Source organism: Luteimicrobium sp. DT211 (genome assembly GCF_049844995.1).
Taxonomy (GTDB): Bacteria; Actinomycetota; Actinomycetes; order Actinomycetales; family Cellulomonadaceae; genus Luteimicrobium.
In genome coordinates this window covers 55909-80100 of sequence record NZ_JBNCMC010000006.1, presented here as the reverse complement: position 1 = coordinate 80100, position 24192 = coordinate 55909, and the positions used below count along the sequence as shown (strand labels likewise).

Here is a 24192-nt window from a genome sequence, read left to right as displayed (position 1 = left end):
TGGACTGACGCTGGAGCGAACCTGTGGAACTCCTGGGCGTGTCACGCCTCGATGGGGACGGATCCCGAGCCTGCGGTCGGGTGGGGGCGCTCGCTGCCGGCCAGCGCGGCCGTGAGGATCGCCTCGATCGCGAACGCGGAGGAGTCGGCGAGGTCGACGGCGGCGGGGTCGAGCAGCCACTGCGTCTGGAGGCCGTCCATGACGGCGATGATCGCGCTCGCGGCGCGGTCGAGCGCCACGCCGTCGAGCTCGGGGTCGGTGACGGCCTCGCCGCGGGCGGTGGCGCGCTCGTGCACCACGGTGCGCAGGGCGTCGGCGATGTTGCCGCGCAGCACGGTGAAGCGGTCGCGCACCCACTCGCTGGCGGGGTGCCCGTCGGTCACCGCCTCGCCGGTGAGCACGGTGTACGTCTGGACGATGCCGCGGCGCGCGGCGTTGACGCGGGCCGTCGTCGCGAGGTGTCGGAACAGGTCGAGCCCGCCGGGGATGTGCTGACCCTCGAGGTGCTCGACGTCGACCCGGTCGCGGTACTCGAGCACGGCCCAGAGCAGGCGGTCCTTGGAGCCGAAGTGGTGCAGGACGCCGGCGTGCGTGATGCCGACCTGCCCGGCGACCTCCTGGAGCGACCCGTTGTGGTAGCCCTTCGAGCCGAACACGCGGGTGGCGGCGCGCAGGATCTCCTCCCGGCGCTCGGCCGTCGCCCTGCGGGGCCGGCGGGCGCGCGAGGCCTGGGTGGGGGGTGCCGTGGGCGGCGGGGGCTGCGCGACCGCCGTGCCTGCTGTGGTCCGGGGCGCGGAGACCACGTCGTCCGATCCGCTCGTCATGGCCGCAACCATATCGTGACCCGCGGGGAGTTACTAACAAGTCAGTAAGTGTGGTTGTATGGCGCTCGTCACCGAGTCCGGCACCGCCGTCGGACCCGGAAGAAGCCCAAGGACGGGAGCACCGAGTGTCGCTGGAGACCGCAGCCCGAGCCCGCACCGAAGCGGAGCTCGCCGCGATCGCCGCCGAGCTGACGACCGAGGAGAAGGTCGCGCTCGTCGTCGGCGCCGGCATGTGGTCGACCACCCCGGTCGACCGCGTCGGCCTCCGCGGCGTCGTCGTCTCCGACGGCCCCGCCGGCGTCCGGGGGACCGGCGACGTCCCGGGCGAGACCTCCGCGTCGCTCCCCGCCCCCAGCGCCGTCGCCGCCACCTGGGACCTCGACCTGGTCGCCCGCGTCGGCGCCCTGTTCGCCGACGAGGCCCGCCGTCACGGCGTCGACGTCGTCCTCGCCCCCCAGATCAACCTCCAGCGCACGCCCGTCGGCGGCCGCCACTTCGAGTGCTACTCGGAGGACCCGGTCCTCACCGGCGCGATCGCCGACGCCCTCGTCCGCGAGGCTCAGGCGCGCGGCGTCGGGATGTGCGTCAAGCACTACATCGCCAACGACTCCGAGACCGAGCGCACGCGTTACGTCGCCCGCGTCGACGAGCGCACGCTGCGCGAGGTGTACCTCGCGCCGTTCGAGCGGCTCGTGACCGAGACCGGCGCGTGGAGCGTCATGGCCGCGTACAACGGCTTCGACGACGGCGAGACCTCCGCGCCCCTGACCGAGCACGCGCCCCTCGTCGAGGGCGTGCTCAAGGGGGAGTGGGGCTTCGACGGCGTCGTCGTGAGCGACTGGGTCGCGACGCAGAGCGTCGTCCCCGCCGTGCGCGGCGGCCTCGACCTGCAGATGCCCGGCCCCGACGGACCCTGGGGCGACGGCCTGCTCGACGCCGTCCGCTCGGGCGAGGTCGACGTCGCCGAGCTCGAGGACAAGGTCGTGCGGATCCTGCGGCTCGCGGACCGCGTCGGCGCGCTCGGCGGCCCGGGCGCCACCCCCGACGTCCCCGGCCACCGCGCCGAGGCGGCCCCCGAGACGCCCGCGCTGCTCCGCGAGCTCGCGGCCCGCGCGATGGTCGTGCTCAAGGACGACGCCGCGCTCCTGCCCCTCGACCTCGAGGCGCTCGCGGTCCGGCCCGACGGGACGCCCGGCGCGGTCGCGCTGCTCGGCCCGGCCGCCGTCGAGCCGTTCGTGCAGGGCGGCGGCTCCGGCTTCGTCAACCCCGACCGGCTCGAGCTCCCCGTCCCCGCGCTGCGCAGGGCGCTGCCGGACGGCGTCCGGCTCGACGTGCACGCGGGTGCCCGGTCGCGCCTCAACCCGCCCGAGCTCGACGCCGCGGAGCGGTGCACCGACCCCGTGACCGGGGAGCCGGGCGTGCGTCTCGAGCTGCTCGACGGCGACGGCCAGGTCCTCGCGACCCGGACCGACCCGGCCTGGCTGGGCTGGTTCGCGAACACCGACCCGCGCGCGACGACCCTGCGCGTCACCGCGGACGTGCGGCTCGACGAGCCGGGGACGCACGAGCTCGGCGTCGGTACGGTCGGCCGGCACGAGACCGTCGTCGACTCCCGGGTCGCCTCGACGTCCGACCGCGTCGTGGCCGAGGAGGTCATCCTCGCCTCGGAGCACAACCACCCCTCGGCCGCGGTCGTCGCGATCGACGTGACCGAGCCGCGGACCGTCCGCCTCGACGCCCGCCTCCAGGTCGTGCACCCCGTCGGCTACGACTCGTTCGTGCGCGGCGAGATCGTGCACCGGCTCCCCGGCCCGTCCGCCGAGGAGGAGCTCGCGGCCGCCGTCGGGCTCGCCGCGGCCGCCGACGTCGCGGTCGTCGTCGTCGGGACGACGGAGGAGGTCGAGTCCGAGGGCTTCGACCGGACCTCGCTCGCGCTCCCCGGCAACCAGGACGAGCTCGTCCGCCGCGTCGTGGCCGCCAACCCGCGCACGATCGTGGTCGTGAACGCCGGCGCGCCGGTCGAGCTCCCGTGGCTCGACGACGCCGGGACGGTCCTGTGGGCCTGGCTCGCCGGGCAGGAGGGCGGGGCCGCCCTGGCCGACGTCCTGGCAGGTTTCACCGAACCCTCAGGGCGTCTCCCCTGGACCCTCCCGGTCCGTTATCAGGACGTGCCCGTTCCGTCAGCGATTCCCCAGGACGGCGTCGTGGACTACGGCGAGGGCGTCGACGTGGGGTACCGCGGCTGGCAACGACGGCTCGCCGAGGAGGGCGGGCCGGCACCCGCTGCTCCGTTCGGGCACGGTCTCGGCTGGACCACGTGGGAGTACGAGGACGCGACGCTCACCGCCGTCTCCGCCGGGGCGGTCGAGCTCGACGTCACCGTGCGCAACGCGGGCGTCCGGCCCGGCCACGAGGTCGTCCAGGTCTACGTCGAGCCGCTCGCGCCCGACGCCGACCGGCCCGTCCGCTGGCTCGGCGGCTTCGCGACCGTCGCGGCCGACGCCGGCGAGAGCGTCGTCGCGTACGTCCGCGTGCCGCGCCGCGCCTTCGAGACGTGGGACGTCGCCGCGCACGCGTGGACCCTGCCCGCCGGGGACCACCTCCTCCGGGTCGGACGCTCGGTGGCGGACCTCCGGGTCACGCTCGCCGCCGCGCCCGCGCCCCACCAGCCCCTGACGCCCAGCGGCCGCACCGCCGGCCCCGACCCTTCCCCGGAGGACTGACACCACCGTCCAGAACCCCGAACCGTCGAGGCCCGTCCGGTAACCTGCCGGCTCGCTCGACGATCCGCAGTCGAAGAGCACACGTGCAAGGAGGCACACCCGTGAAGATGCGCAGAATCGCTCCCGCCGTGGTCGGCGCCGCAGCCCTGGCCCTCGTGGCCGCAGGCTGCGGTGGCGGCAACGCGGACAACAACGCCGCGAAGAACAACACGAGCACCGGCGGAGCAGCGACGTCGAACCAGCCGCTGACCGTCGGCATGCCGAACGGTCCGGTCACCAACAACTCGAACCCGTTCCTCAACACGTCGGCCGGCGCGATGATCGGCTACAAGTGGGCGATCTACGAGCCGCTCATGCAGGCCAACGACACGCGCCCGGCGAACAAGTACATCCCGTGGCTCGCCACGGCGATCGACTGGAACGCGGACTACACGCAGGCCAAGATCACGGCCCGCGACGGCGTGAAGTGGTCGGACGGCCAGGCCTTCAGCGCCGACGACATCGCGTACTCGCTCCAGCTGCGCAAGGACAACGACGCGCTCAACACCGAGGGCCTGAAGTACAAGGACATCAAGGTCGACGGCAACGTCGTGACGGTCGACTTCGACGGCTCGCAGTACATCAACACGCTCAAGGTCGCCCAGCTCTTCATCGTCCCGAAGCACCTCTGGGAGAAGATCGCCGACCCGACCAAGGACCCCGTCACCACGCCGGTCGGCACGGGCCCGTACGTGTTCAAGAACTTCTCGGGCCAGACGGTCACGCTCGACAAGAACCCGAGCTACTGGGGCGACAAGCCCGCCGTCCCCGAGCTGCGCTACACCGCGTACAAGGGCAACGACGCGCTCATCACCGCGCTCCAGACCGGCGAGGCGCAGTGGGGCTGGACGTTCATCCCCAACATCGACGAGGTCTACAAGAGCAAGGACCCGGCCCACAACACGTACTTCTTCCCCGCGGGCCTCGGGATCGACCAGCTCATCCTCAACACGTCGAAGGCGCCGTTCGACGACGTGGCCGTGCGCCGCGCCGTCAACCAGGTCCTCGACCGGGCCAAGGCCAGCAAGATCGCGGAGTCGGGCATCTTCCCCGAGCTCACGAACGTGACCGCGATCCCGACGCCGGCCGGCGACTCGTTCATCTCGGACAAGTACAAGGACCAGACCTTCAAGGTCGACGTCGACGGCGCGAAGAAGACGCTCACCGACGCCGGGTACAAGTACCAGGGCGACAAGCTGATCGGCAAGGACGGCAAGCCCGTCTCGATCGTGCTCCAGGACCCCTCGGGCTGGAACGACTACATCACGTCGCTGCAGCTGATCTCCGACTCGCTGAAGACGATCGGCATCACGGCCAAGGTCGAGACCCCGAACGTCGACACCTGGACCGAGAACCTCAACGTCGGGAAGTTCGACGCGGCCCTCCACTGGACCAACGCGGGCATCACGCCGTACGAGATGTACTCGAACATGTTCGACCCGAACTACTACGTGCCGGTCGGGAAGACGGCCGTGTGGAACTACGGGCGGTTCCAGAGCGACGACGCCAAGAAGGCGTTCAGCGACTACCTGGCGGCGACGGACGACGCGAGCCGCAAGACCGCGCTCGACACGCTCCAGGACGTCTACGTGGACCAGGTGCCCGCGCTGGGCGTCGACGCCCGGCCGGCCGCGGCCGAGATGTCGACCAAGTACTGGACCGGCTGGCCCAGCGACGACGACGCGTACGCGAACCCGCAGCCCACGGTTCCGAACGTCGCGCTGGTGCTGACGAAGCTCAAGCCGGCCTCCTGACCGGGTGACGGTCCCGCCGGCCTCGGTGCGTCGGCCGGCGGGACCGTCCCCCACCCTGCAGCTGCCCCCTCTGCTCCGCCCCGTCCCGACGCGACGCGTCGGGACGGCGACCGACCCCCCAGGTGACTGATGAGTGACGACCCGACCCAGACCGCGAAGGCCCCCGACCCGGGCGGTGAGACCTTGACCTCCGGCCGTTCCCGGCGCGACGACGTCGTGCTCGAGGCGGTCGGCCTGACCAAGCACTTCCCGTTGCGAGGTGTGCGTGCGAAGGGCGCCGTGCACGCCGTCGACGGGATCGACGTGGCGCTGCGCTCGGGGCAGGTGGTGGCGCTCGTCGGTGAGTCCGGCTCGGGCAAGTCCACGGTCGCGCGCGTGCTCGCGCGCCTGTACCCGCAGACGGACGGCCGGATCCTGCTGCACGGCAAGGACGTCACGGCCAAGCGGGGCAAGGCGTTCCGGCGGTACGCGCGCCGGGTGCAGATGATCTTCCAGGACCCGTTCGCGTCGTTGAACCCGGTCCACACCGTGCGGTACACGCTCACCCGGTCGCTGCGCATCCACCAGCGGGGCCTGCGGGGCCAGCAGCTCGAGGACGCGCTGCGCGGGCTGCTGGAGCGGGTCCAGCTGAACCCGGACCGGTTCATCGACAAGTTCCCGCACGAGCTGTCGGGCGGTCAGCGTCAGCGCGTGGCGATCGCCCGCGCGCTCGCGGCCGACCCGGAGGTGCTGCTCGCGGACGAGCCGATCTCGATGCTGGACGTGTCGATCCGGATCGGGATCCTCAACCTGCTCCAGGACCTGCGCGACCGGCTCGGGATCGCGATCTTGTACATCACGCACGACATCGCGTCGGCGCGGTACTTCGCGGACCGGACCTACGTCATGTACGCGGGTCGGCCGGTGGAGACGGGCGACTCGGAGTCGGTGACCCAGGCCCCCGCGCACCCGTACACGCAGCTGCTGGTCCGGTCCGCGCCGGACCCGGAGAACCTCGTCGCCGAGGAGCGGTCCGGTGGGCGCGGGGAGCCGCCGAACATGGTGAACCCGCCCGAGGGCTGCCGGTTCGCGCCCCGCTGCCCGTTCGCCGCCGAGGTGTGCCGCACGGTGACGCCGCCGCTGCTGCAGATCGGGGTCGGGCGTCAGGTCGCGTGCTGGGGCTACGCGGACCAGGTCGCGGGCGCGCTCGACGGCGTGCCGGCGGGCGCGGAGCTCCCCGACCTCGGGGCGGCGGCCGTCACCGTGTCCGATTCCGTCGCGGTGCCCGCGTCGACCACCCCGGAGGTGACCCGGTGAAGTTCCTGCTGCGCCGCATCGGCTTCTACGCCCTGACGTTCTGGGCCGCGGTCACGATCAACTTCTTCATCCCGAGGATGATGAAGGGCGACCCCGTCCAGTCGCTCATCAACCGCTACCAGGGCCAGCTCAGCACCGACGCGGTCCACTCGCTGTACGTGCTGTTCGGCCTCGACAAGCAGCAGAGCCTGTGGACCCAGTACTGGCAGTACTGGGGTCAGATCCTGCACGGGGACCTGGGGACGTCGTTCACGCTGTTCCCGACGCCGGTCTCGGAGGTCATCAAGACCTCGCTGCCGTGGACGATCGGGCTGGTCGGGATCGCGACCATCATCGCGGTCGTCCTGGGCTCGCTCGTCGGGGTCCTGATCGGCTGGCGGCGCGGGACGTGGGCCGACTCGGTCCTGCCCGTGACGACGTTCTTCTCCTCGGTCCCGTACTTCTGGCTCGGGTTGCTGTTCATCGCGCTGTTCGCGGTGACGTGGCCGATCTTCCCGGGGTCCGGGGGCGCCACGCCGGGCCTGGAGCAGGGCTGGAACATGGACTTCATCGTCTCGGTCGTCCAGCACGGCACGCTGCCCGCCCTGACGATCGTGCTGTCCTCGATCGCGGGCTGGATCCTCGGGATGCGCAACATGATGGTCACGGTGACCTCGGAGGACTACGTGACCGTCGCGCAGGCCAAGGGCCTGCCCGAGCGGCTCGTGATGTTCGGCTACGCGGCCCGCAACGCGGTCCTGCCGCAGGTGTCCGGGTTCGCCCTCTCGCTCGGGTTCGTGGTCTCGGGCTCGCTCGTGATGGAGCTCGTGTTCTCCTACCCGGGCATCGGGTACGCCCTGTTCAACGCGATCGGCGGCCACGACTACCCCCTCATGCAGGGCATCTTCCTCGTCATCACGTTGTCGGTCCTCGTCGCGAACATCCTCGCGGACGTCGTCTACGTGTTCCTCGACCCGCGCACCCGCCAGGAGGCCTGAGATGTCGAACATGCCGCTCGACCCCGCAGCCATCGCCCTCGACCCGCAGACGCAGGTCGACCCCGTGGGCACCGGTGCCGCCAAGAAGGCGCGCAAGAAGTTCGTCTTCGTCCGCAACGGCAAGTCCATGACGGGGCTCGTCATCCTCGTCGTCTTCACGATCATCGGCATCATCGGCCCCTGGATCGCCCCGCAGGACCCCAACGCGTCCTCGCTCGACCTGCTCGTCGGCCCGTCCAGCGCGCACTGGCTCGGCACCGACCAGCTCGGCCGGGACGTGTTCTCCCAGCTCGTCGTGGGCACCCGCGGCGTCATGCTCGTCGGCCTCATCGCCGGCGTCATCGCGACGTTCCTCGCGGTGCTGTTCGGCGTGACCGCCGGGTTCCTCGGCGGGATCGGCGACGAGACGCTGTCGGCGCTGGCCAACGTCGTCCTCGTGATCCCCCAGATCCCGCTGATCATCATCATCGTGAGCCAGCTGCAGGACGCCGGGAACGTCGTGGTCGCCCTGGTCCTGGCGTTCACCGGGTGGGCCTGGGGGGCGCGGGTCCTCAGAGCCCAGACGCTCTCGCTACGAGGGCGCGACTTCATCGAGGCCGCCCGGGCCAGCGGCGAGTCCACCTGGCGCATCGTCTGGTTCGAGACGCTCCCGAACCTCACCGCGATCATCGCCTCGAGCTTCGTGTCGACCGTGACGTTCGCGGTCCTGGCCCAGACGACGCTGTCGTTCGTCGGCGTGATGTCCCTGACCGACTGGAGCTGGGGCACCGTCCTGTACTGGGCGCAGTCCAACCAGGCGCTCAACCAGGGCGCGTGGTGGTGGTTCGTCCCCGCCGGGCTGCTGGTCGCCGTCCTCGGGATGGCCCTCACGCTCATCAACTTCGGCATCGACGAGTTCGTGAACCCGCGCCTGCGGCTCGCGGGCATGTCGGCCGGGCAGATGCGCAAGCACGGCATCCGCCCGCGGATCGGGTTCACCGCGACGGTCCGCGACCTGCCCCGCACCTACGCCCCGCCCCGCGCCCACCCCATGGACCCTGCGGCCCGGCCCACACCCGTCGCCGCCACCACCGCCCCGGAGCCCAAGGAGACCGTGCGATGACACCCCCGTCCGCCCCGCAGGTCCTGACCGACGCCCGCGCGGCCCGCAACGCCGAGCGTCGCCCCGTCCTGGAGATCCGCGACCTGGCCGTCGACTACGGCTACGGCGAGGACCGGGTCCACGCCCTGCGCGGGGTGAACCTCACGCTCCACGAGGGCGAGGTCCTCGGCCTCGCCGGCGAGTCCGGCTGCGGCAAGTCGACCCTCGTCTACGGGGCGACCCGGCTCCTGCCCCCGCCCGGGCTGATCAGCGCGGGCGAGGTCCTCTACCACCCCGAGGACGGCGAGCCCGTCGACCTGCTCCGCCTGTCCGACGCCGACCTGCGGGCCGGCCGCTGGCAGGACATCGCGGTCGTGTTCCAGGGCGCGATGAACTCCCTCAACCCCGTCTACCGGGTCGGGCGCCAGCTCACCGACGCGATCAAGGCCCACCGCCCCGACTCGACCCCCCGTGAGCGCGAGGACCGGGCCCACGAGCTCCTCGACATGGTCGGGATCGCGCCCGACCGCGTCCGCTCCTACCCGCACCAGCTCTCCGGCGGCATGCGCCAGCGCGTCATGATCGCGATGGCCCTCGCGCTCGAGCCCCGCGTCCTGATCATGGACGAGCCCACCACCGCGCTCGACGTCGTCATGCAGCGCCAGATCCTCGAGCAGATCCAGGACCTGCGCGACCGGCTCGGCTTCGCGGTCATCTTCATCACCCACGACGTCTCGCTCCTGGTCGAGGTCGCCGACCGGATCGCGATCATGTACGCCGGGGAGATCGTCGAGGAGGCGAGCGGGCGCCAGGTCTACCGCGAGCCCCGCCACCCCTACTCCTACGGCCTGCTCCACTCCTTCCCCCCGCTGCACGGCCCCCGCCGCGAGCTCCAGGGCATCCCCGGCTCACCCCCGGACCTGCAGAACCTGCCCAGCGGCTGCCCGTTCCGGACCCGGTGCGCCCACGCCATGCCCGAGTGCGCGGACCTCCACCCCGAGCTCGGACCGACCGGCCTCGGCGAGGAGCAGCGCACCGTCGCGTGCCTGCTCCACACCCCGGGCCACACCGTCCCACCCGAGCTCGCCGAGCAGGCGTCCACCAGCTGAGGGCCGAAACTCACCAGGATCCACACGATCGTGGCCTACGGTGATCGGATGACGATGCAGGCCTCCGCCGACCACCGGGCCGCCCGATCGGGCGTCCCGGGGTCGGCCGCGCCCGCCTCGCAGGCTCCGGTGTCGCAGCCGCTCGCACCGGCCGGCGCGGCCGCGCCCTGGGTGACCGTGGGCTCCGCGCCCGACTGGCTGCGGCGCGCGACCGCACTCGCGCTCGCCGTGCTGTCGTCCGCCGGGATCTGGGTGCTGTGGGAGCTGTTCGTGAACAGCGCGCGGGGGCAGCGGGTGGACGAGCTCGCCCGCCGCGGCGCGACGTACGGCCAGGGCCACCTGTGGCAGCTCGCCAAGCCCGTGCTCGACGTCGTCTCCGTGAGCTTCGTCGCGCTCGGGATCGTCGTCGCGATCGGCGTCGCGCTCCTGCGGCGCCGGTGGTGGCTCGCCCTGCAGGTCGCCGTCCTCGTGGGCGGGGCCAACCTGACCACCCAGGTGCTCAAGGCGGACGTGTTCACCCGCCCGCACCTCGCGGAGGGCTGGACGGGCGCGAACACGCTGCCGAGCGGCCACACGACCGTCGCCGCGTCGGTCTCCGTGGCGCTCCTGCTCGTCGTCCCCCGCGGCGCTCGGCCGCTCGTCGCGATGCTCGGCGCCGCGTACACCGCGGCGACCGGCGTCTCGACGCTCGTCGGGCAGTGGCACCGGCCCAGCGACGTCGTCGCGGGGCTCCTCGTCGTCTCCGCCTGGACGGGCCTCGTGTGCGCGTTCACGTCGCGGTCCTCGCTCGACGTCCCGCGGCTCGACCGGGAGGGTCGTCCGCGCCGGAGCCCCGGCTCGTACGTCGCGGCGATCGTCCTCGTCGGGGCCGCAGGCCTCACGGGAGCCGTCGCGCTCGGCGCCCTGCACGACGTCGACGCGGCGGTCCGCGCCATGGCCGGGGCGCTGTGGTCGGTCCGGCGCAGCACGGAGGTGACTGCGTATATTGGTGGCGCGTTCGGCGTTCTCGCGGCGACCTCGCTGGTCTTCGCGCTGATGCTCGCCGTGCGCCAGCTCACCGCGACGACGTCGCGCCCCGTGCCGGCGGCGGCCGCGGTACCCACCCCGGTCCGGCACGCTGCCGCGTGATCTCACGCGTCGTCCGCCGGACTCAACGGAAGCAGGAAGCATGCCCGGATCCCGCAAGCTCGTGATCGTCGAGTCGCCGACGAAGGCCCGCAAGATCGCGGGCTACCTCGGCGAGGGCTTCGACGTGGAGGCGAGCGTCGGGCACATCCGCGACCTGCCGCAGCCGTCCGAGATGCCGGCGGACATGAAGAAGGGCCCCTTCGGGAAGTTCGCGGTCGACGTCGAGCACGGGTTCGAGCCGTACTACGAGGTCTACCCGGACAAGAAGAAGAAGGTCAGCGAGCTCAAGAAGATGCTCAAGTCGGCCGACGAGCTCTACCTCGCGACCGACGAGGACCGCGAGGGCGAGGCCATCGCCTGGCACCTGCTCGAGGAGCTCAAGCCCAAGGTGCCGGTGCACCGCATGGTGTTCCACGAGATCACCCCTGAGGCGATCCGCCGCGCGCTCGACACGACCCGCGACCTCGACGAGAACCTGGTCGACGCCCAGGAGACCCGCCGGATCCTCGACCGCCTCTACGGCTACGAGGTCTCGCCCGTCCTGTGGCGCAAGGTCCGCCAGGGGCTGTCCGCCGGGCGCGTCCAGTCCGTCGCGACGCGCCTCGTCGTCGAGCGCGAGCGCGAGCGCATGGCGTTCGTCCCCGCCGCCTACTGGGACCTCACCGGGGCCTTCGCGCCCGACGACGGCCCGGACGCTGGGCAGCGGTTCACCGCCCGCCTCGTGCAGCTGGGCGAGTCGCGCGTCGCCACCGGCCGCGACTTCGACGACCGCGGGCAGCTCACCGCCGCGGCCGCGCGCGACCGCGTCGTCACGCTCGACGAGCCCGCCGCCGACGCGCTCGTCGCCGGGCTCGACAGCGCCCCGTTCGCCGTCCGGTCCCTCGAGACCAAGCCGTACACGCGCCGTCCGACCGCGCCGTTCACGACGTCCACGCTCCAGCAGGAGGCGGGGCGCAAGCTCCGGTGGTCGTCGCGGCAGACCATGCGCGTCGCGCAGTCGCTGTACGAGAACGGCTACATCACCTACATGCGTACGGACTCGCCGGCGCTGTCCGCCGAGGCCACCGACGCCGCCCGTCGCCAGGCCGCCGAGCTGTACGGGCCCGAGTACGTGCCCGCGTCGCCGCGGTCGTACGTGTCGAAGTCCAAGGGCGCGCAAGAGGCGCACGAGGCCATCCGCCCCGCGGGCGACTCCTTCCGCACGCCCGCGCAGGTCGCGTCCGAGCTCCGGGGTGACGAGTTCCGGCTCTACGAGCTGGTCTGGAAGCGCACGGTCGCGTCGCAGATGGCCGACGCGAAGGGCTCGACGGCGTCGCTGCGCGTCGCTGGCACCGTGACCGGCGCCGGGCCGCACGCCGGGACGGACGCCGTGTTCGCGGCGTCGGGCACCGTCATCACCTTCCGCGGGTTCCTCGCCGCCTACGAGGAGGGCACCGACGAGACCGAGGCGGGTGCCGAGGGCTCGAAGAGCGAGGCGCGGCTCCCGCGTGTCGCCGAGGGCGACGCGCTCACGGGGAGCGACCTGGAGGCCGCCGGCCACAGCACGTCCGCCCCCGCGCGCTACACCGAGGCCAGCCTCGTGAAGAAGCTCGAGGAGCTCGGCATCGGCAGGCCCTCCACGTACGCGTCGACCATCTCCACCATCCAGGACCGCGGCTACATCACCACCCGCGGCCAAGCCCTCGTGCCGAGCTGGATCGCGTTCGCCGTCGTCCGCCTGCTCGAGGAGCACTTCGGCGAGCTGATCGACTACCGGTTCACCGCCGCGATGGAGGAGGACCTCGACCAGATCGCCGCCGGCCAGCGGGACCGCGTGGCGTGGCTCACCGAGTTCTACTTCGGCGGCGAGTCCGCGAAGGACGCCGGTCTCAAGGAGCTCGTCGACAACCTGGGCGACATCGACGCGCGCGGCATCAACTCGATCGACATCGGTGAGGGCCTCCAGGTCCGGATCGGCCGCTACGGGCCCTACGTCGAGGACAACGGCGCCGAGGTCAAGGAGGGCGAGACCCCGCCCCGTGCGTCCATCCCCGACGACGTCGCGCCCGACGAGCTGACGGTCGACAAGGCCCGCGAGCTCCTCGCCGCCGGCGCCGACGACGGGCGCGAGGTCGGCGTCGATCCCGCCACGGGCCACACGATCATCGCGAAGGCCGGCCGCTACGGGCCGTACGTCACCGAGGTGCTGCCTCAGCCCACCTTCGACCCGGGCCTGTCCGCCGCCGCGCTCAAGAAGGCCAAGGCCGCGCTGCCCAAGCCGCGCACCGGCTCGCTGCTCAAGTCCCAGGACCTCGGCACCATCACCCTCGACGAGGCGCTCGCCCTGCTGTCCCTGCCGCGCGTCGTCGGCACCGACCCCGAGACGGGCGCCGAGATCACCGCGCAGAACGGCCGCTACGGGCCGTACCTCAAGAAGGGCACCGACTCGCGGACCCTGCCCAGCGAGGAGGCCATCTTCACGGTCACCCTCGACGAGGCCCTCGCCATCTACGCGCAGCCCAAGCGCGGCCGCGGCGCCACCGCAACCCCGCCCCTGCGCGAGCTCGGCGACGACCCCGTGTCCGGCAAGCCGATCGTCGTCAAGGACGGTCGCTTCGGCCCGTACGTCACCGACGGCACGACCAACGCGACGCTCCGCAAGGACGACGCCGTCGAGGCCATCACCCCCGAGCGGGCGCAGGAGCTGCTCGCGGAGAAGCGGGCGAAGGGGCCGGCCAAGAAGCCGGCGCGTCGGACGGCCACGAGGTCGACCGCCAAGGCGAAGTAGCCGCGCGGGCGCGGAGCGGCGGCCCGACGTAGCCTGGCCGGGTGCGCCGCCGTCCGGTGGTCGGGTCGGTCGTGGCGGCGTGGGTCGTGCTCCTCGCCGCCGCGCTCGGTGTAGCGCTCGCGGCCCCTGCCGGTGCCGGTCCCTCGGACGGGTACGCCGTGTTCACGACGAGCGGCACGCCCGGCGCACGCACGGGGACCGTGACCCTCGCGCCCGGCCTGCCCGTCGCGACGTTCACCTCCACGTCGAGCACCCTGTCGAGCCCCACGGGGGCGAGCACGTGGCTGCCCCCGAGCACGCAGTTCGGCGCGCTCTTCGGCGCGAGCCAGGGCCGTCCGTACCTCAACCTGGGGCCGGCGAGGAACGACGTCGGCGGCGACTCCGTGACCACGTACTCGTTCTCCGCCCCCACGCCCGCGGGCACGTGGGGCGTCAACTTCGGCGACATCGACGCCGAGGCCCTCACGGTCTCGGCGACCGGGGCACAGGGCCAGCCGCTGACGCCCGCCGAGCTGGGGCTGCGGTCGACCTGGAACTACTGCGACGCGAGCCCTCGCTCGAGCGCCTGCTCGGGCGTCACGGAGCTACCCGTACCCACCGCGACCGTGGGTGACGACGACATCGCGCTGGCCTACGACGGCTGCCCCACGACCTGCGACACCACCGGCGCGTCGGCCTGGTTCGTGCCGACCGTGCCGGTGCGCACGCTCACGGTCCGCGCCGCGTGGAGGGCCGGCCTGCCGACCTACCAGACCTGGTTCGCGTCGCTCGCGTCGCGGGTGTCCGGCGTCGTGACCGGGCCCTGCGGCCCCCCGCCGACCGGCACGGTGATCGATCTCGCCGCCGACGGCGCCAGGCTCGCGTCCGGCGTGACCGACGGCTCGGGCGCCTTCGCGCTGGGACCCGCCGTCGCTGCGCCGGGGACCGTGCTGCGCCCGGTCGCGCCGGACGGGTGGGCGGTCGGCTCGCTGCCCGTGGCGCTGGACGGCTCGGACGTGAGCGGGGTCGAGCTGCGCGCCGTGCCGCTAGTGGAGCTGACCGGCACGGTGACGGGCGACGCGGTCGGAGGGCTCGAGGTCCGGGTCACCACGTCCGACGGCGACGTGCGCACGACGACCACGGCCGACGACGGCAGCTACACCGTCGCCGGCCTCGAGCCCGGCGCCGTGACGGTGACGGTCGTGGGCGGCGACGCCGTCACGCTCGAGCCCGCGGAGCAGACCGTCGAGGTCGGGTGCAGCGGCGGCGTGGCGGCCGAGGTCACCGCCACGGCGGCCGGGACGCCGACGGGGACGCCGACGGAGACTCCCACCGAGACGCCGACGGAGACGCCGACGGAGACGCCGACGGACTCGCCGACGGACTCGCCGACGCCGACCCCCGGCGCGGGCGCTGCAGCCACGTCCACGCCCGGGCCCACCCCGACGACGACGTCCGACCGGGGCCCGGCCTCGGACGGCACGTCGGCGGTCGTGCCGGGGGCGGCACCCGCGGCGGGAGGACCACCGTCGGGCCTCGCGGCCACGGGCGCCTCCGTCGGCGCGCCCCTCGCGCTCGGCGCGCTGCTGATCCTCACGGGGCTCGCCGCCCTGGCGCTCCGCCGTGCGACCAGCCGGTGAGCGCCGTCGGCGTCTAGCCTGGGGGGATGAGCACCGACGACGTCGTCCTGGCCGCGCAGGAAGCCGCGGCCGCGGCCGGGCTGGTCCCCGATCCCCGGACGGCGCCGCCCGTGCGGTGGGGGATCCTCGGGGCGGGCGGCATCTCGGGGTCGTTCGCGGAGGCGGTCCGCCGCTTCACGAACGGGACGGTCACCGCCGTCGGCTCGCGTGACCGGCGCAAGGCCGAGGCGTTCGCCTCCGCGCACGACGCCGGCCGCGCCCACGGCAGCTACGAGGACCTCGTCGAGGACGAGCACGTCGACGTCGTCTACGTCGGGACGCCGCACTCCCACCACCGCGAGCACGCGCTGCTCGCGCTCGCCGCGGGCAAGCCGGTGCTCGTCGAGAAGGCGTTCACGCGGTCGCACAGCGAGGCCTGCGACGTGTTCGACGCCGCCCGCGCGGCCGGGCTGTTCGTCATGGAGGCGATGTGGACGCGGTTCCTCCCGCACGTCGCTGCGATCCACCGGGCGATCGACGCGGGGGAGATCGGCGACGTCCGCACCGTCCTCGGCGACTACGGCTACGCGTTCCCGCACGACCCGGAGCACCGCCTGTACAACCCGCACCTGGCGGGTGGGGCGCTGCTCGACGTCGGCGTGTACCCGGTCTCGTTCGCGCACGACGTCCTCGGGTCGCCCGACCGCGTGGAGGCGGTCGGCTCGCTCACCGACACCGGGGTCGACGGGCAGAGCGTCGTGGCGCTCGACTTCGGGGACGGCCGGTTCGCGTCCGTGCAGTCGTCGCTGTGGGTGCACACGCCCCAGACGGTCCGCATCGCCGGGACGGAGGGGTACGTGGCCGCGGACCCGTGGACGTTCGGCGGCGGCGGCTTCACGGTCGTGCGGGCCGACGGCACGGAGCGGCGGTACGACGGCTTCCGCGGCGAGGGCAAGCAGTACCAGGCCGCCGAGGTCGCCCGCTGCCTCGACGCCGGGCTCCTCGAGAGCGAGCGCATGCCCTGGCAGGCCACGCTCGACGTCATGCGGACGCTCGACGAGGTCCGCCGGCAGGTCGGCGTCGTCTACCCGGGGGAGTGACGCCGCGGGTGACGGTGGCCCCCGATAGGGTGGCGCCCGTGGACGAGCCGGGCATCTTCATCTCCTTCGAGGGCGGCGACGGCGTCGGCAAGTCGACGCAGGCGCGCCTCCTCGGCGTGTGGCTGGGCGAGGTCACGGGCCGCGAGGTCGTGCTTACGCGGGAGCCGGGCGGGACCGCGCTCGGCCAGGTCCTGCGGGACGCCGTCCTCCACGGCGACCACGTCGACGCCCGCGCCGAGGCGCTCATGTACGCGGCGGACCGCGCCCACCACGTCGCGACGCTCGTGCGGCCGGCGCTCGAGCGAGGCGCCGTGGTCGTGACGGACCGGTACCTCGACTCGTCCGTCGCCTACCAGGGCGCCGGACGCGAGCTCGCCGCCGACGACGTGGAGCGGATCTCGCTCTGGGCGACCCGCGGGCTGATGCCGGCCGTCACGGTCCTGCTCGACGCCGACCCGGTGCTCGCCGCCGAGCGCCGGGCGTCCGTGGAGGGCAAGGGCGCGCCCGACCGGCTCGAGTCGGTCGGCGCCGAGTTTGCCGCCCGCGTCCGCGAGGCGTTCCTCGACCGGGCCGCGAGCGAGCCCCACCGGTGGGTCGTCGTGGACGCGGCGGGCGCCGTCGACGACGTCCAGGCTCAGGTGCGCGTCGACGTCGCCGCCCGCCTCGGCCTGGGGGCGCCCACGCCGGGGGCCGCGGAGGCGCGAGCGTGAGCGTCTGGGACGACCTCGTCGGGCAGGAGGCGGCCGTCGCCGTCCTGCGGGGCGCGGTCGCGGACCCGAGCGCGATGACCCACGCGTGGCTGCTCACCGGTCCGCCGGGGTCCGGGCGGTCCAACGCCGCCCGCGCCTTCGCCGCGGCGCTGCTGTGCCCGCGCGGCGGGTGCGGCGAGTGCCACGAGTGCACGACGGCGCTGGCCGGCACCCACGCGGACGTCGAGGTCGTCGCGACCGAGGCGTCGATCCTGCGCCGCCAGGACGTCGAGCCGCTCGTCCAGCTCGCGCAGCGGTCGCCGTCGGGCGGGCGGTGGCGCGTGATCGTGATCGAGGACGCGGACCGTCTCAACGAGACGTCCGGGAACGTCCTGCTCAAGGCCATCGAGGAGCCGCCACCCCGCACCGTGTGGGTGCTGTGCGCGCCCAGCCCGCAGGACGTGCTGGTGACGATCCGGTCGCGCTCGCGCTCCGTGGTGCTGCGGGTCCCGCCGGTCGACGCGGTGGCGCGGCTGCTCGTCGAGCGCGACGGCGTCGAGCCAGCGCTCGCGGACGCCGTCGCGCACGCCTCCCAGTCGCACATCGGGCTGGCCCGGCGCCTCGCGCGCGACCCCGACGCGCGGGCCCGGCGGCGCGAGGTCCTCGACCTCGCCCGGCGCATCCGGGGCGTGCCCGACGCGGTGCTGGCGGCCGGCGAGCTCGTCGAGGTGGCGCAGGCCGAGTCGAAGGCGGCCACCGAGGAGCGCGACGCCGACGAGAAGTCGCGCCTCTACCGGGCGCTCGGCGCGGAGGAGGGCAAACCCCTGCCCCCGGCGCTGCGCTCGCAGCTCAAGGCCCTCGAGGACGAGCAGAAGCGCCGCGCGACCCGCGCGCAGCGCGACGTCCTGGACCGCGCGATGACCGACCTGCTGTCGCTCTACCGGGACGTGCTGCTCGTCCAGCTCGGAGCGGCCGGCGCCGACGGCGGCATCGACCTCGTCAACGTCGAGCTCGCAGACTCCGTCGCGACCCTCGCCGCGGACTCCACGCCCGAGCAGACGCTGCGGCGCATGGACGCCATCGGCACCGCCCGGGAGCGTCTGGCGGCGAACGTCGCGCCGCTGCTGGCGGTCGAGGCGATGGCCGTGGCGCTGCGCCCGCAGGGCTGACGGCCCCCGCCCGGGCAACGCAGGCCGGACGACCGGGGGAACGGTCGGCGGCGGCGGGTACGGTGTCTCGGTGACCCGCGCCCACCGAGTCCACGCTCGCCTCACCCACGCCCTCCGACCCTCCGCCTCCACCCGCGCGATCCCCCGCGCCCGACGCCGTCGCGCGCCGGTCGTCGCCGGCGCCGTGGCGGCGGTGCTCGCGCTGGCGCTGAGCGGGTGCACGTCGGGTTCCGACGACGACGGGCCGACTGGCCCGGTCACGTCGTCCACACCTGACACGGCGAGCGCCCCGAAGGGGTTCGAGTCGTACTACGGCCAGGACGTCGACTGGTCGAAGTGCGGCGACGGCTTCCGGTGCGCGACCCTCAAGGCGCCGGTGTCGTGGCAGGACGCGTCGTCGGGCGACATCGACCTTGCGATCAAGGTCCACAGCGCGACGGGCACGCGGGTCGGCGCCCTCCTCACGAACCCGGGCGGCCCGGGGGCCTCCGGCCTCGACTTCGTGGACTCGGCCACCAGCCTCTTCGGCTCGGACGTGCTCAAGGCGTACGACGTCGTCGGGTTCGACCCGCGCGGCGTCGGGAAGTCGACGCCCGTGGTGTGCCTGGGCGACAAGGAGAAGGACGCGCAGCTGTCGGCCTGGTACCCGGACACCGAGGCCGGGCTCGCCGCGAACGAGAAGGCCGCGTCCGCGTGGGCCGACGCGTGCAAGGCCAACACCGGACCGGTCCTGGCGCACGTCGACACGCAGTCGGCGGCCCGCGACATGGACCTCGTCCGCGCGGTGCTCGGCGAGAAGAAGCTCGACTACCTCGGGTTCTCCTACGGGACGCAGCTCGGCGCCACCTACGCGGGCATCTTCCCGGACCGGGTGGGTCGCATGGTGCTCGACGGCGCGATCGACTCGACGCTGTCGGCCGACGAGACGGGGCTCGAGCAGGCCGTGGGCTTCGAGGACGCGCTGCGTTCCTACGTGAAGGACTGCGAGTCGGGCAAGGGCTGCCCGCTGACCGGCGGCGTCGACCACGGGATGAGCCAGATCCACGACCTCCTCCTGCGCACGGAGCGCCAGCCCCTGAAGACCAAGGACGCGGACCGGCCGCTCACGGCGACGCTCGCGTTCTACGGCGTCGCGGTCACGCTCTACAGCCAGGACTCGTGGCAGTACCTGACGTCGGCGCTGTCGGAGGCGCTGACCCAGGGGACGGGAACGCAGCTCCTCGCCCTCGCCGACTTCTACAACGACCGGAACTCGGACGGCACGTTCTCGACGAACTCCGCGGAGGCGTTCCGCGCCGTCGGCTGCCTCGACGACCCCGGGTCGACCGACCTCGCGGCAATGAAGGCCCAGGCGGAGAAGATCGAGGCCCAGGCGCCGACCGTGGGCTCGTTCTTCACGTACGGCGGGATCGGCTGCGAGCCGTGGCCGTACCCGCAGGTCGCCCAGGACTTCGACCTGCACGCGAAGGGCGCGCCGCCGATCGTCGTCGTCGGTACCACGGGCGACCCGGCCACCCCGTACCGCTGGGCTCAGGGCCTCGCGAAGACCCTCGACTCGGGCGTCCTCCTCACCTACGAGGGCGAGGGGCACACCGCCTACAGCGCGGACAACACCTGCATCGCCAAGGCGGTCGACGGGTACCTCGTGGACGGTGACGTGCCCGACGACGGCACGACCTGCTCCTGAGCGGCCGCGGCCGGGCGGGGGCGTAGGAAGGCCTCGAGTCGCACGTCTCGGATCCGCTTTGGAGTCTCGGCCTCCCGCCCGCTAGAGTAGGGCGCGCGCTCGTCGCCGTGGCCCTCAGGGGCTTCGGACGGTAGCGCAGGCCGCCTTAGCTCAGTCGGTAGAGCGTCTCACTCGTAATGAGAAGGTCAAGAGTTCGATTCTCTTAGGCGGCTCCGGTGGGGAAACCCGCAGGCCAGGCCCCTGAAGTCACACGACTTCGGGGGCCTTCTCCGTTCCCGTATCCGTGACGGATGCCCCCGTGGTGCCCCCGACCCGTTCGGCGGACGTCCAGCGGTTCGCGTCCACCAGGTGCGGCGCCGACGTGGCCGGCTGCATCGTCCACTCCGACCGCGGGTCGCAGTTCCGTTCCAGGAAGTTCCTGGCCGCGCTGCGTCGTCACGACCTGGTCGGGTCCATGGGCCAGGTCGCCTCCGCAGGGACAGTGCCGTGATGGAATCGTTCTTCGCGCCCCTGCAGATGGACGTCCTGGACCGGCAACGGTGGGCCACCCGCCACGACCTGCGGATCGCGATCATCACCTGGATCGAACGCACCTACCACCGACGCCGCCGATAGCAGCGCCTCGGACGTTTGACCCCGATCGAGTTCGAAGCCATCATCGTCGCACTCGCCGCCTGAGACGACCTGTCAGCTCGTCGTGCAGCAGTCCCACTAGTGTTGTGGAGGGCGCTGTCGAGGGGCCCGCCACAGGCTTCGTTGCGGGCCCGTTCGGTCCGCTGGGCGCATAGCTGCTCAGCTAGAGATGAAGGGCGTACGTTGCGCAGAACTCGCCGCATCGCAGGGATGACACTTCCCGCCTTCGTCCTCCTGTGCTTCTTCGTGGGAGGTGGGACCGTCGGAATTGTCGGCGGGCTCATCACTGGTGCGACCGACATCTGGGTGCTGCCAGCCCTCATGGTCCTTGGCGTCGCCCTCGCCTGGATCGTCGACCAGGCGATCAAGGGACGCGAGTAGCCGGTACCTCGCGCTTAACCCGGCAGACCCACACATCGATGGTCCCGAGAGCCCGACCTGGCTCGTAGCCTCAGGCCATGACTCGGTCGCTCCTCGCTCTCGGAACCGCGGGATTGCTCCTCCTCCTCGGAGGGTGCTCGTCGTCGCACACCACGCTTACCGCGACATTGACGACCGCCTCGCCGCTCGAGGCCAAGTTGGAGATGGACGTCGCCTTGAACGACGACGGAACCGTGTCGGTGTCAGCGCGCTCCAACCTGCCTGACGGGACCGAGCTTGGGGCATCCGTGTTCCAGGAGGGCGGATTCGTCGCTCAGGATCCACAAACGCTCCAGGCCGGCGCGGCCGCGTTCGGCCCCTTCAGCGACAAGGGTCAGCCGCTGCGCTCGGGCACCTATGACGTCTCGGTGACGATGCCGATCGCCCGAAACCAGCCGGCGGCGGTGCGGGCGATTATCGGGGCGCACGGCGAGAATCTGACCGGCTCCGCCGTCAGCAAGGACAGTATCTCGGGCGACGCGGTCGTCACCGTCGAGGAGAAGCTCGTGATCCCGTGACGCCCCTGCCCGCGTTCTGGTTGTGTGCGAGCTCTTCGAGCCAACGCGTGAGTTTGGTGTCTTCTGCTGAGCGGCCTTTCCTATTGTGTCGAGCACGCTGTTGCGCGTTTTCCTATGCGCGAGCGGTGCGAAGTCCTGCGACTTGACAATGACACCCTGCTACACGGTCAACTGCGAGGAATTGCTTTACCATGCTCGGGCCCCAGGTGTGCGCCTTCAATGGCGCGTCACTGCAGACTCGTTGGCGAATCGTCTCCATTAGTACTGCTGAGCCTGCCGCGCCCTCAGCCGCTCCTTTAGCCACTCCGCCGCCGAGAGCGATCCCTCCGATGAGGACCCACCTCGACGTCCGACGGTGGAGCCCGTGACCTGGCCCTCAGGCGAGTGCCTTGGCCTTCACGCTCTCGAACTCGGACTGGGTGATGGCGCCGGAGTCGAGCAGGGCCTTGGCGCTGGTGATCTGGTCGGCCGCCGAGCTGGACGTGCTGGCGGCCTGCGGCTCTGACGCCTCGGCCAGCTGACGCTCGTTCATGCTTCGACTGCGCGCGATCAGGTAGATCAGGGCGCCGACCCAGGGGACGAAGATCAGCAAGGCGGCCCATCCGGCCTTGCCCCAACCGCTCAGCGTGTGGTCGCCGAACAGGTCGAACAGGCAGCGAAACCACACGATGAACGCTGCGATCCAGATGAAGAACCAGAACGACCAGAGGAGAACGTCTCCGAAGTCGTTGGTGATGGAGTCCATGGCGCGCCTCTTCTGTCGGACCGGTCGTGTCAACCCGAGGATCTGGCGAAGTGTGGCAGACCGCGAGGTTGTTCGACCTCACCCTCGGCCGGGTGGGGCGCCCCCACCCGGGCCGGCCCTAGCGTCATCACTGCCCGACGGATGTGCGGACCTGGATACGGGCTTGCGTGGGCGTGACCTGTCGCGCTCGGGACGACGGAGGTAGACGATGGCGGCACCCGACGATGGAGCGGCCGCACCGGGGCGGAGCGTCGGTCCGACGAGCGAGTTCAGCCTGTTCTTCCGGGTCAAGGACGGCGACGCGGCATCGTTGCGGTCGGCGTTGGCCAGCCTGCAGGACACGCCCGGCTACCGCCCGGGCGACTACGGCATGGCGGTGCAGACGATCCACGAGGCGCGCTTCGTGCTGTTCGACGACGACACGCAGCTGGCGTTCATCACGAGCTTTGACGGGCCGTGGGAGGCCTACATGGACGACTTCTTCGCCTCGGGTCCGACGCTGGCGCTGTTCGACGTGATCTTCCGTCACGTCGAGGGGTACGACGGGCTACCGGACGTGCGCGCGCTGCGCGAGTTCGTCCTCGACGCGGAGCAGCCCGCGGCGGCTTACGCCCGCAACTACGGCGGAACCGTCAAGGAGATCCGCAAGGCGCTGCGGGTGGCGGCCGCGTTCCAGCAGGTGCTGGACCATCCGCAGGCGGCCGAGGCCCTCCAGCAGCCGGCGTTGCGGCCCCTGCTCGACGAGGCCGCGGACTAGCCGCGGCTGGGACGGACCGAACGGACCCCATGTCTGACCACATCTCCGGGCCGCGCGCCCTGTCCGATCCGATCGCGGACATCACCGACGTCTACGCGTTCCCCAGTCCCGAGGACCCGGGTCGCCTCGTCCTCGTGCTGAACACGCTGCCGATGGCCAAGCCCACCGACCTGTTCTCCGCAGGGCTCCTCTACCGCTTCCGGTTGCGTCCTCTCGCGCCGGAAGCGAGCGAAGGCCCGGGGTGGGGGTTTGCGCCGGGAGCCGAGGAGGTGGTCCTCGACTGCGTCTTCGACCGTCCCGAGCACGTGACGGACCCGACGACGGGCCGGCCGGGTCATGCGCAGACCGGGAGCTGCATCTCACCCCTGGGCGAACGCGTCTCGTTCCGCGTGAACGACGAGAACGGCGGTGCGGGGAGCGGAATGCGGGTCTTCGCCGGCGTCCGGTGGGACCCGTTCATCATGGATGCCCGCGCCGCCCTGGCCACGATCGCGACCCGGAAGCTCGCGTTCACCGAGTCCGGGTCGATCTTCCTCGACGGCAAGAACGTGCTGAGCATCGTCGTCGAGATCGACACCGGCGCCCTGCCCGGCTGGACGCTGGTAGGGGTTGTCGCCGAGACGTTGACCCGTGGGGAGTTCAACGTCCGGATCGAACGGGTGGGACGTCCCGAGGTGAAGAACATGATGCTCGCGCCGAAGGACTTCGACCAGGTCAACCGGGACCTGGAGATCCGGGACCTGTACAACATGGAGGACGTGTTCCGGCCCGGGGAGTCCTACGCCGGCGCCTTCCGCGCGCGCCTGGATGCGAACCTCGCGTTCTGGGACGGACTGGACGGCAAGCAGGACTGGCCGGTCGCCGAGGGCGACAGCCACCCCCTCACCGACCTGGTCCTTGCCGACTACCTGGTCGTCGACGTCACCAAGCCCTACGTCGAGCAGGGCTCGTTCCTCGAGATCGAGCTCGCCGCGCGGCGCGGCGAGCCGCACGAGACCAGCGGGGGCCGGACGCTGAACGACGACGTCATGGACACGATCTTCACCCTGCTCGTCAACGCGGGTCGGGGCCCGACGATCCGTGACGGGGTCGACGCCGCCACCCGGCCCGGCACCGTCACGTTCCCGTACCTGGCGACGCCGAACCCGAACCCGCCAGAACCCCCCGAGCATCACTGA

General features: G+C 72.4%; 19 protein-coding genes, 1 tRNA gene and 1 pseudogene. 19 read left to right on the top strand and 2 right to left on the bottom strand.

The genetic code is table 11. The annotated features are described in order from the left end of the window. Positions 1 to 41 precede the first annotated feature (41 nt). Positions 42 to 824, bottom strand: a complete 783-nt coding sequence (locus tag ACLQ14_RS15025) for a TetR/AcrR family transcriptional regulator (RefSeq protein ID WP_425814419.1) — start codon at positions 822 to 824, stop codon at positions 42 to 44. Between the two features lie 125 nt (positions 825 to 949). Here ACLQ14_RS15025 and ACLQ14_RS15020 point away from each other — a divergent pair, with 125 nt between their 5' ends. From ACLQ14_RS15020 to ACLQ14_RS14940, 17 genes and pseudogenes are all read left to right on the top strand, one after another. Continuing rightward, the gene (locus ACLQ14_RS15020) at positions 950 to 3547 is read left to right on the top strand and encodes a beta-glucosidase (protein WP_425814417.1); all 2598 of its coding nucleotides are present in this window, start codon (positions 950 to 952) and stop codon (positions 3545 to 3547) included. A gap of 107 nt (positions 3548 to 3654) precedes the next feature. Continuing rightward, positions 3655 to 5340: an ABC transporter substrate-binding protein gene (locus ACLQ14_RS15015; RefSeq protein WP_425814538.1), complete on the top strand. Its 1686-nt coding sequence runs from the start codon at positions 3655 to 3657 to the stop codon at positions 5338 to 5340. 129 nt (positions 5341 to 5469) lie between these two features. After that, entirely contained in the window at positions 5470 to 6636 is a 1167-nt protein-coding gene (locus tag ACLQ14_RS15010; RefSeq protein WP_425814415.1) for an ABC transporter ATP-binding protein, read from the top strand. Continuing rightward, entirely contained in the window at positions 6633 to 7613 is a 981-nt protein-coding gene (locus ACLQ14_RS15005) for an ABC transporter permease (RefSeq protein ID WP_425814413.1), read from the top strand. Before ACLQ14_RS15010 ends, ACLQ14_RS15005 begins: the two co-directional genes overlap by 4 nt. Before the next feature lies 1 nt (position 7614). After that, positions 7615 to 8715: an ABC transporter permease gene (locus ACLQ14_RS15000; RefSeq protein ID WP_425814411.1), complete on the top strand. Its 1101-nt coding sequence runs from the start codon at positions 7615 to 7617 to the stop codon at positions 8713 to 8715. After that, the gene (locus tag ACLQ14_RS14995; RefSeq protein WP_425814409.1) at positions 8712 to 9803 is read left to right on the top strand and encodes an ABC transporter ATP-binding protein; all 1092 of its coding nucleotides are present in this window, start codon (positions 8712 to 8714) and stop codon (positions 9801 to 9803) included. The genes ACLQ14_RS15000 and ACLQ14_RS14995 overlap by 4 nt, the downstream gene beginning before the upstream one ends. A gap of 48 nt (positions 9804 to 9851) precedes the next feature. Next, positions 9852 to 10931, top strand: a complete 1080-nt coding sequence (locus ACLQ14_RS14990; protein ID WP_425814407.1) for a phosphatase PAP2 family protein — start codon at positions 9852 to 9854, stop codon at positions 10929 to 10931. Between the two features lie 40 nt (positions 10932 to 10971). Further along, positions 10972 to 13698, top strand: coding sequence for a type I DNA topoisomerase (topA, locus tag ACLQ14_RS14985; RefSeq protein WP_425814405.1), 2727 nt, complete (start codon positions 10972 to 10974; stop codon positions 13696 to 13698). Between the two features lie 41 nt (positions 13699 to 13739). Then, on the top strand, positions 13740 to 15317 hold the full coding sequence (locus tag ACLQ14_RS14980; protein ID WP_425814403.1) for a carboxypeptidase-like regulatory domain-containing protein: 1578 nt from the start codon (positions 13740 to 13742) through the stop codon (positions 15315 to 15317). Between the two features lie 26 nt (positions 15318 to 15343). Beyond that, positions 15344 to 16396, top strand: coding sequence for a Gfo/Idh/MocA family protein (locus ACLQ14_RS14975; protein ID WP_425814401.1), 1053 nt, complete (start codon positions 15344 to 15346; stop codon positions 16394 to 16396). 38 nt (positions 16397 to 16434) lie between these two features. Beyond that, a complete protein-coding gene (tmk, locus tag ACLQ14_RS14970; protein WP_425814399.1) occupies positions 16435 to 17106 on the top strand; it encodes a dTMP kinase in 672 nt (223 codons plus the stop codon). After that, entirely contained in the window at positions 17103 to 18254 is a 1152-nt protein-coding gene (locus ACLQ14_RS14965; RefSeq protein WP_425814397.1) for a DNA polymerase III subunit delta', read from the top strand. Before tmk ends, ACLQ14_RS14965 begins: the two co-directional genes overlap by 4 nt. A 70-nt stretch (positions 18255 to 18324) precedes the next feature. Then, positions 18325 to 19941 (top strand): alpha/beta hydrolase, encoded by a 1617-nt coding sequence (locus tag ACLQ14_RS14960; RefSeq protein ID WP_425814395.1) that lies wholly within the window; start codon positions 18325 to 18327, stop codon positions 19939 to 19941. 139 nt (positions 19942 to 20080) lie between these two features. Further along, positions 20081 to 20153, top strand: a tRNA-Thr gene (locus tag ACLQ14_RS14955). Positions 20154 to 20314: 161 nt separating this feature from the next. Then, a pseudogene (locus ACLQ14_RS14950) lies at positions 20315 to 20619 on the top strand (IS3 family transposase); the annotation flags it as partial. Between the two features lie 165 nt (positions 20620 to 20784). Beyond that, entirely contained in the window at positions 20785 to 20955 is a 171-nt protein-coding gene (locus ACLQ14_RS14945; RefSeq protein WP_425814393.1) for a hypothetical protein, read from the top strand. A gap of 77 nt (positions 20956 to 21032) precedes the next feature. Then, the gene (locus tag ACLQ14_RS14940; RefSeq protein WP_425814391.1) at positions 21033 to 21512 is read left to right on the top strand and encodes a hypothetical protein; all 480 of its coding nucleotides are present in this window, start codon (positions 21033 to 21035) and stop codon (positions 21510 to 21512) included. Between the two features lie 376 nt (positions 21513 to 21888). Here the strand turns inward: ACLQ14_RS14940 and ACLQ14_RS14935 are convergent, their stop codons facing one another. Next, positions 21889 to 22257, bottom strand: a complete 369-nt coding sequence (locus tag ACLQ14_RS14935; protein ID WP_425814389.1) for an SHOCT domain-containing protein — start codon at positions 22255 to 22257, stop codon at positions 21889 to 21891. Between the two features lie 208 nt (positions 22258 to 22465). Between ACLQ14_RS14935 and ACLQ14_RS14930 the strand changes: the two genes are divergently transcribed. Continuing rightward, entirely contained in the window at positions 22466 to 23014 is a 549-nt protein-coding gene (locus ACLQ14_RS14930) for a hypothetical protein (RefSeq protein ID WP_425814387.1), read from the top strand. 29 nt (positions 23015 to 23043) lie between these two features. Next, a complete protein-coding gene (locus tag ACLQ14_RS14925) occupies positions 23044 to 24192 on the top strand; it encodes a DUF4331 family protein (protein ID WP_425814385.1) in 1149 nt (382 codons plus the stop codon).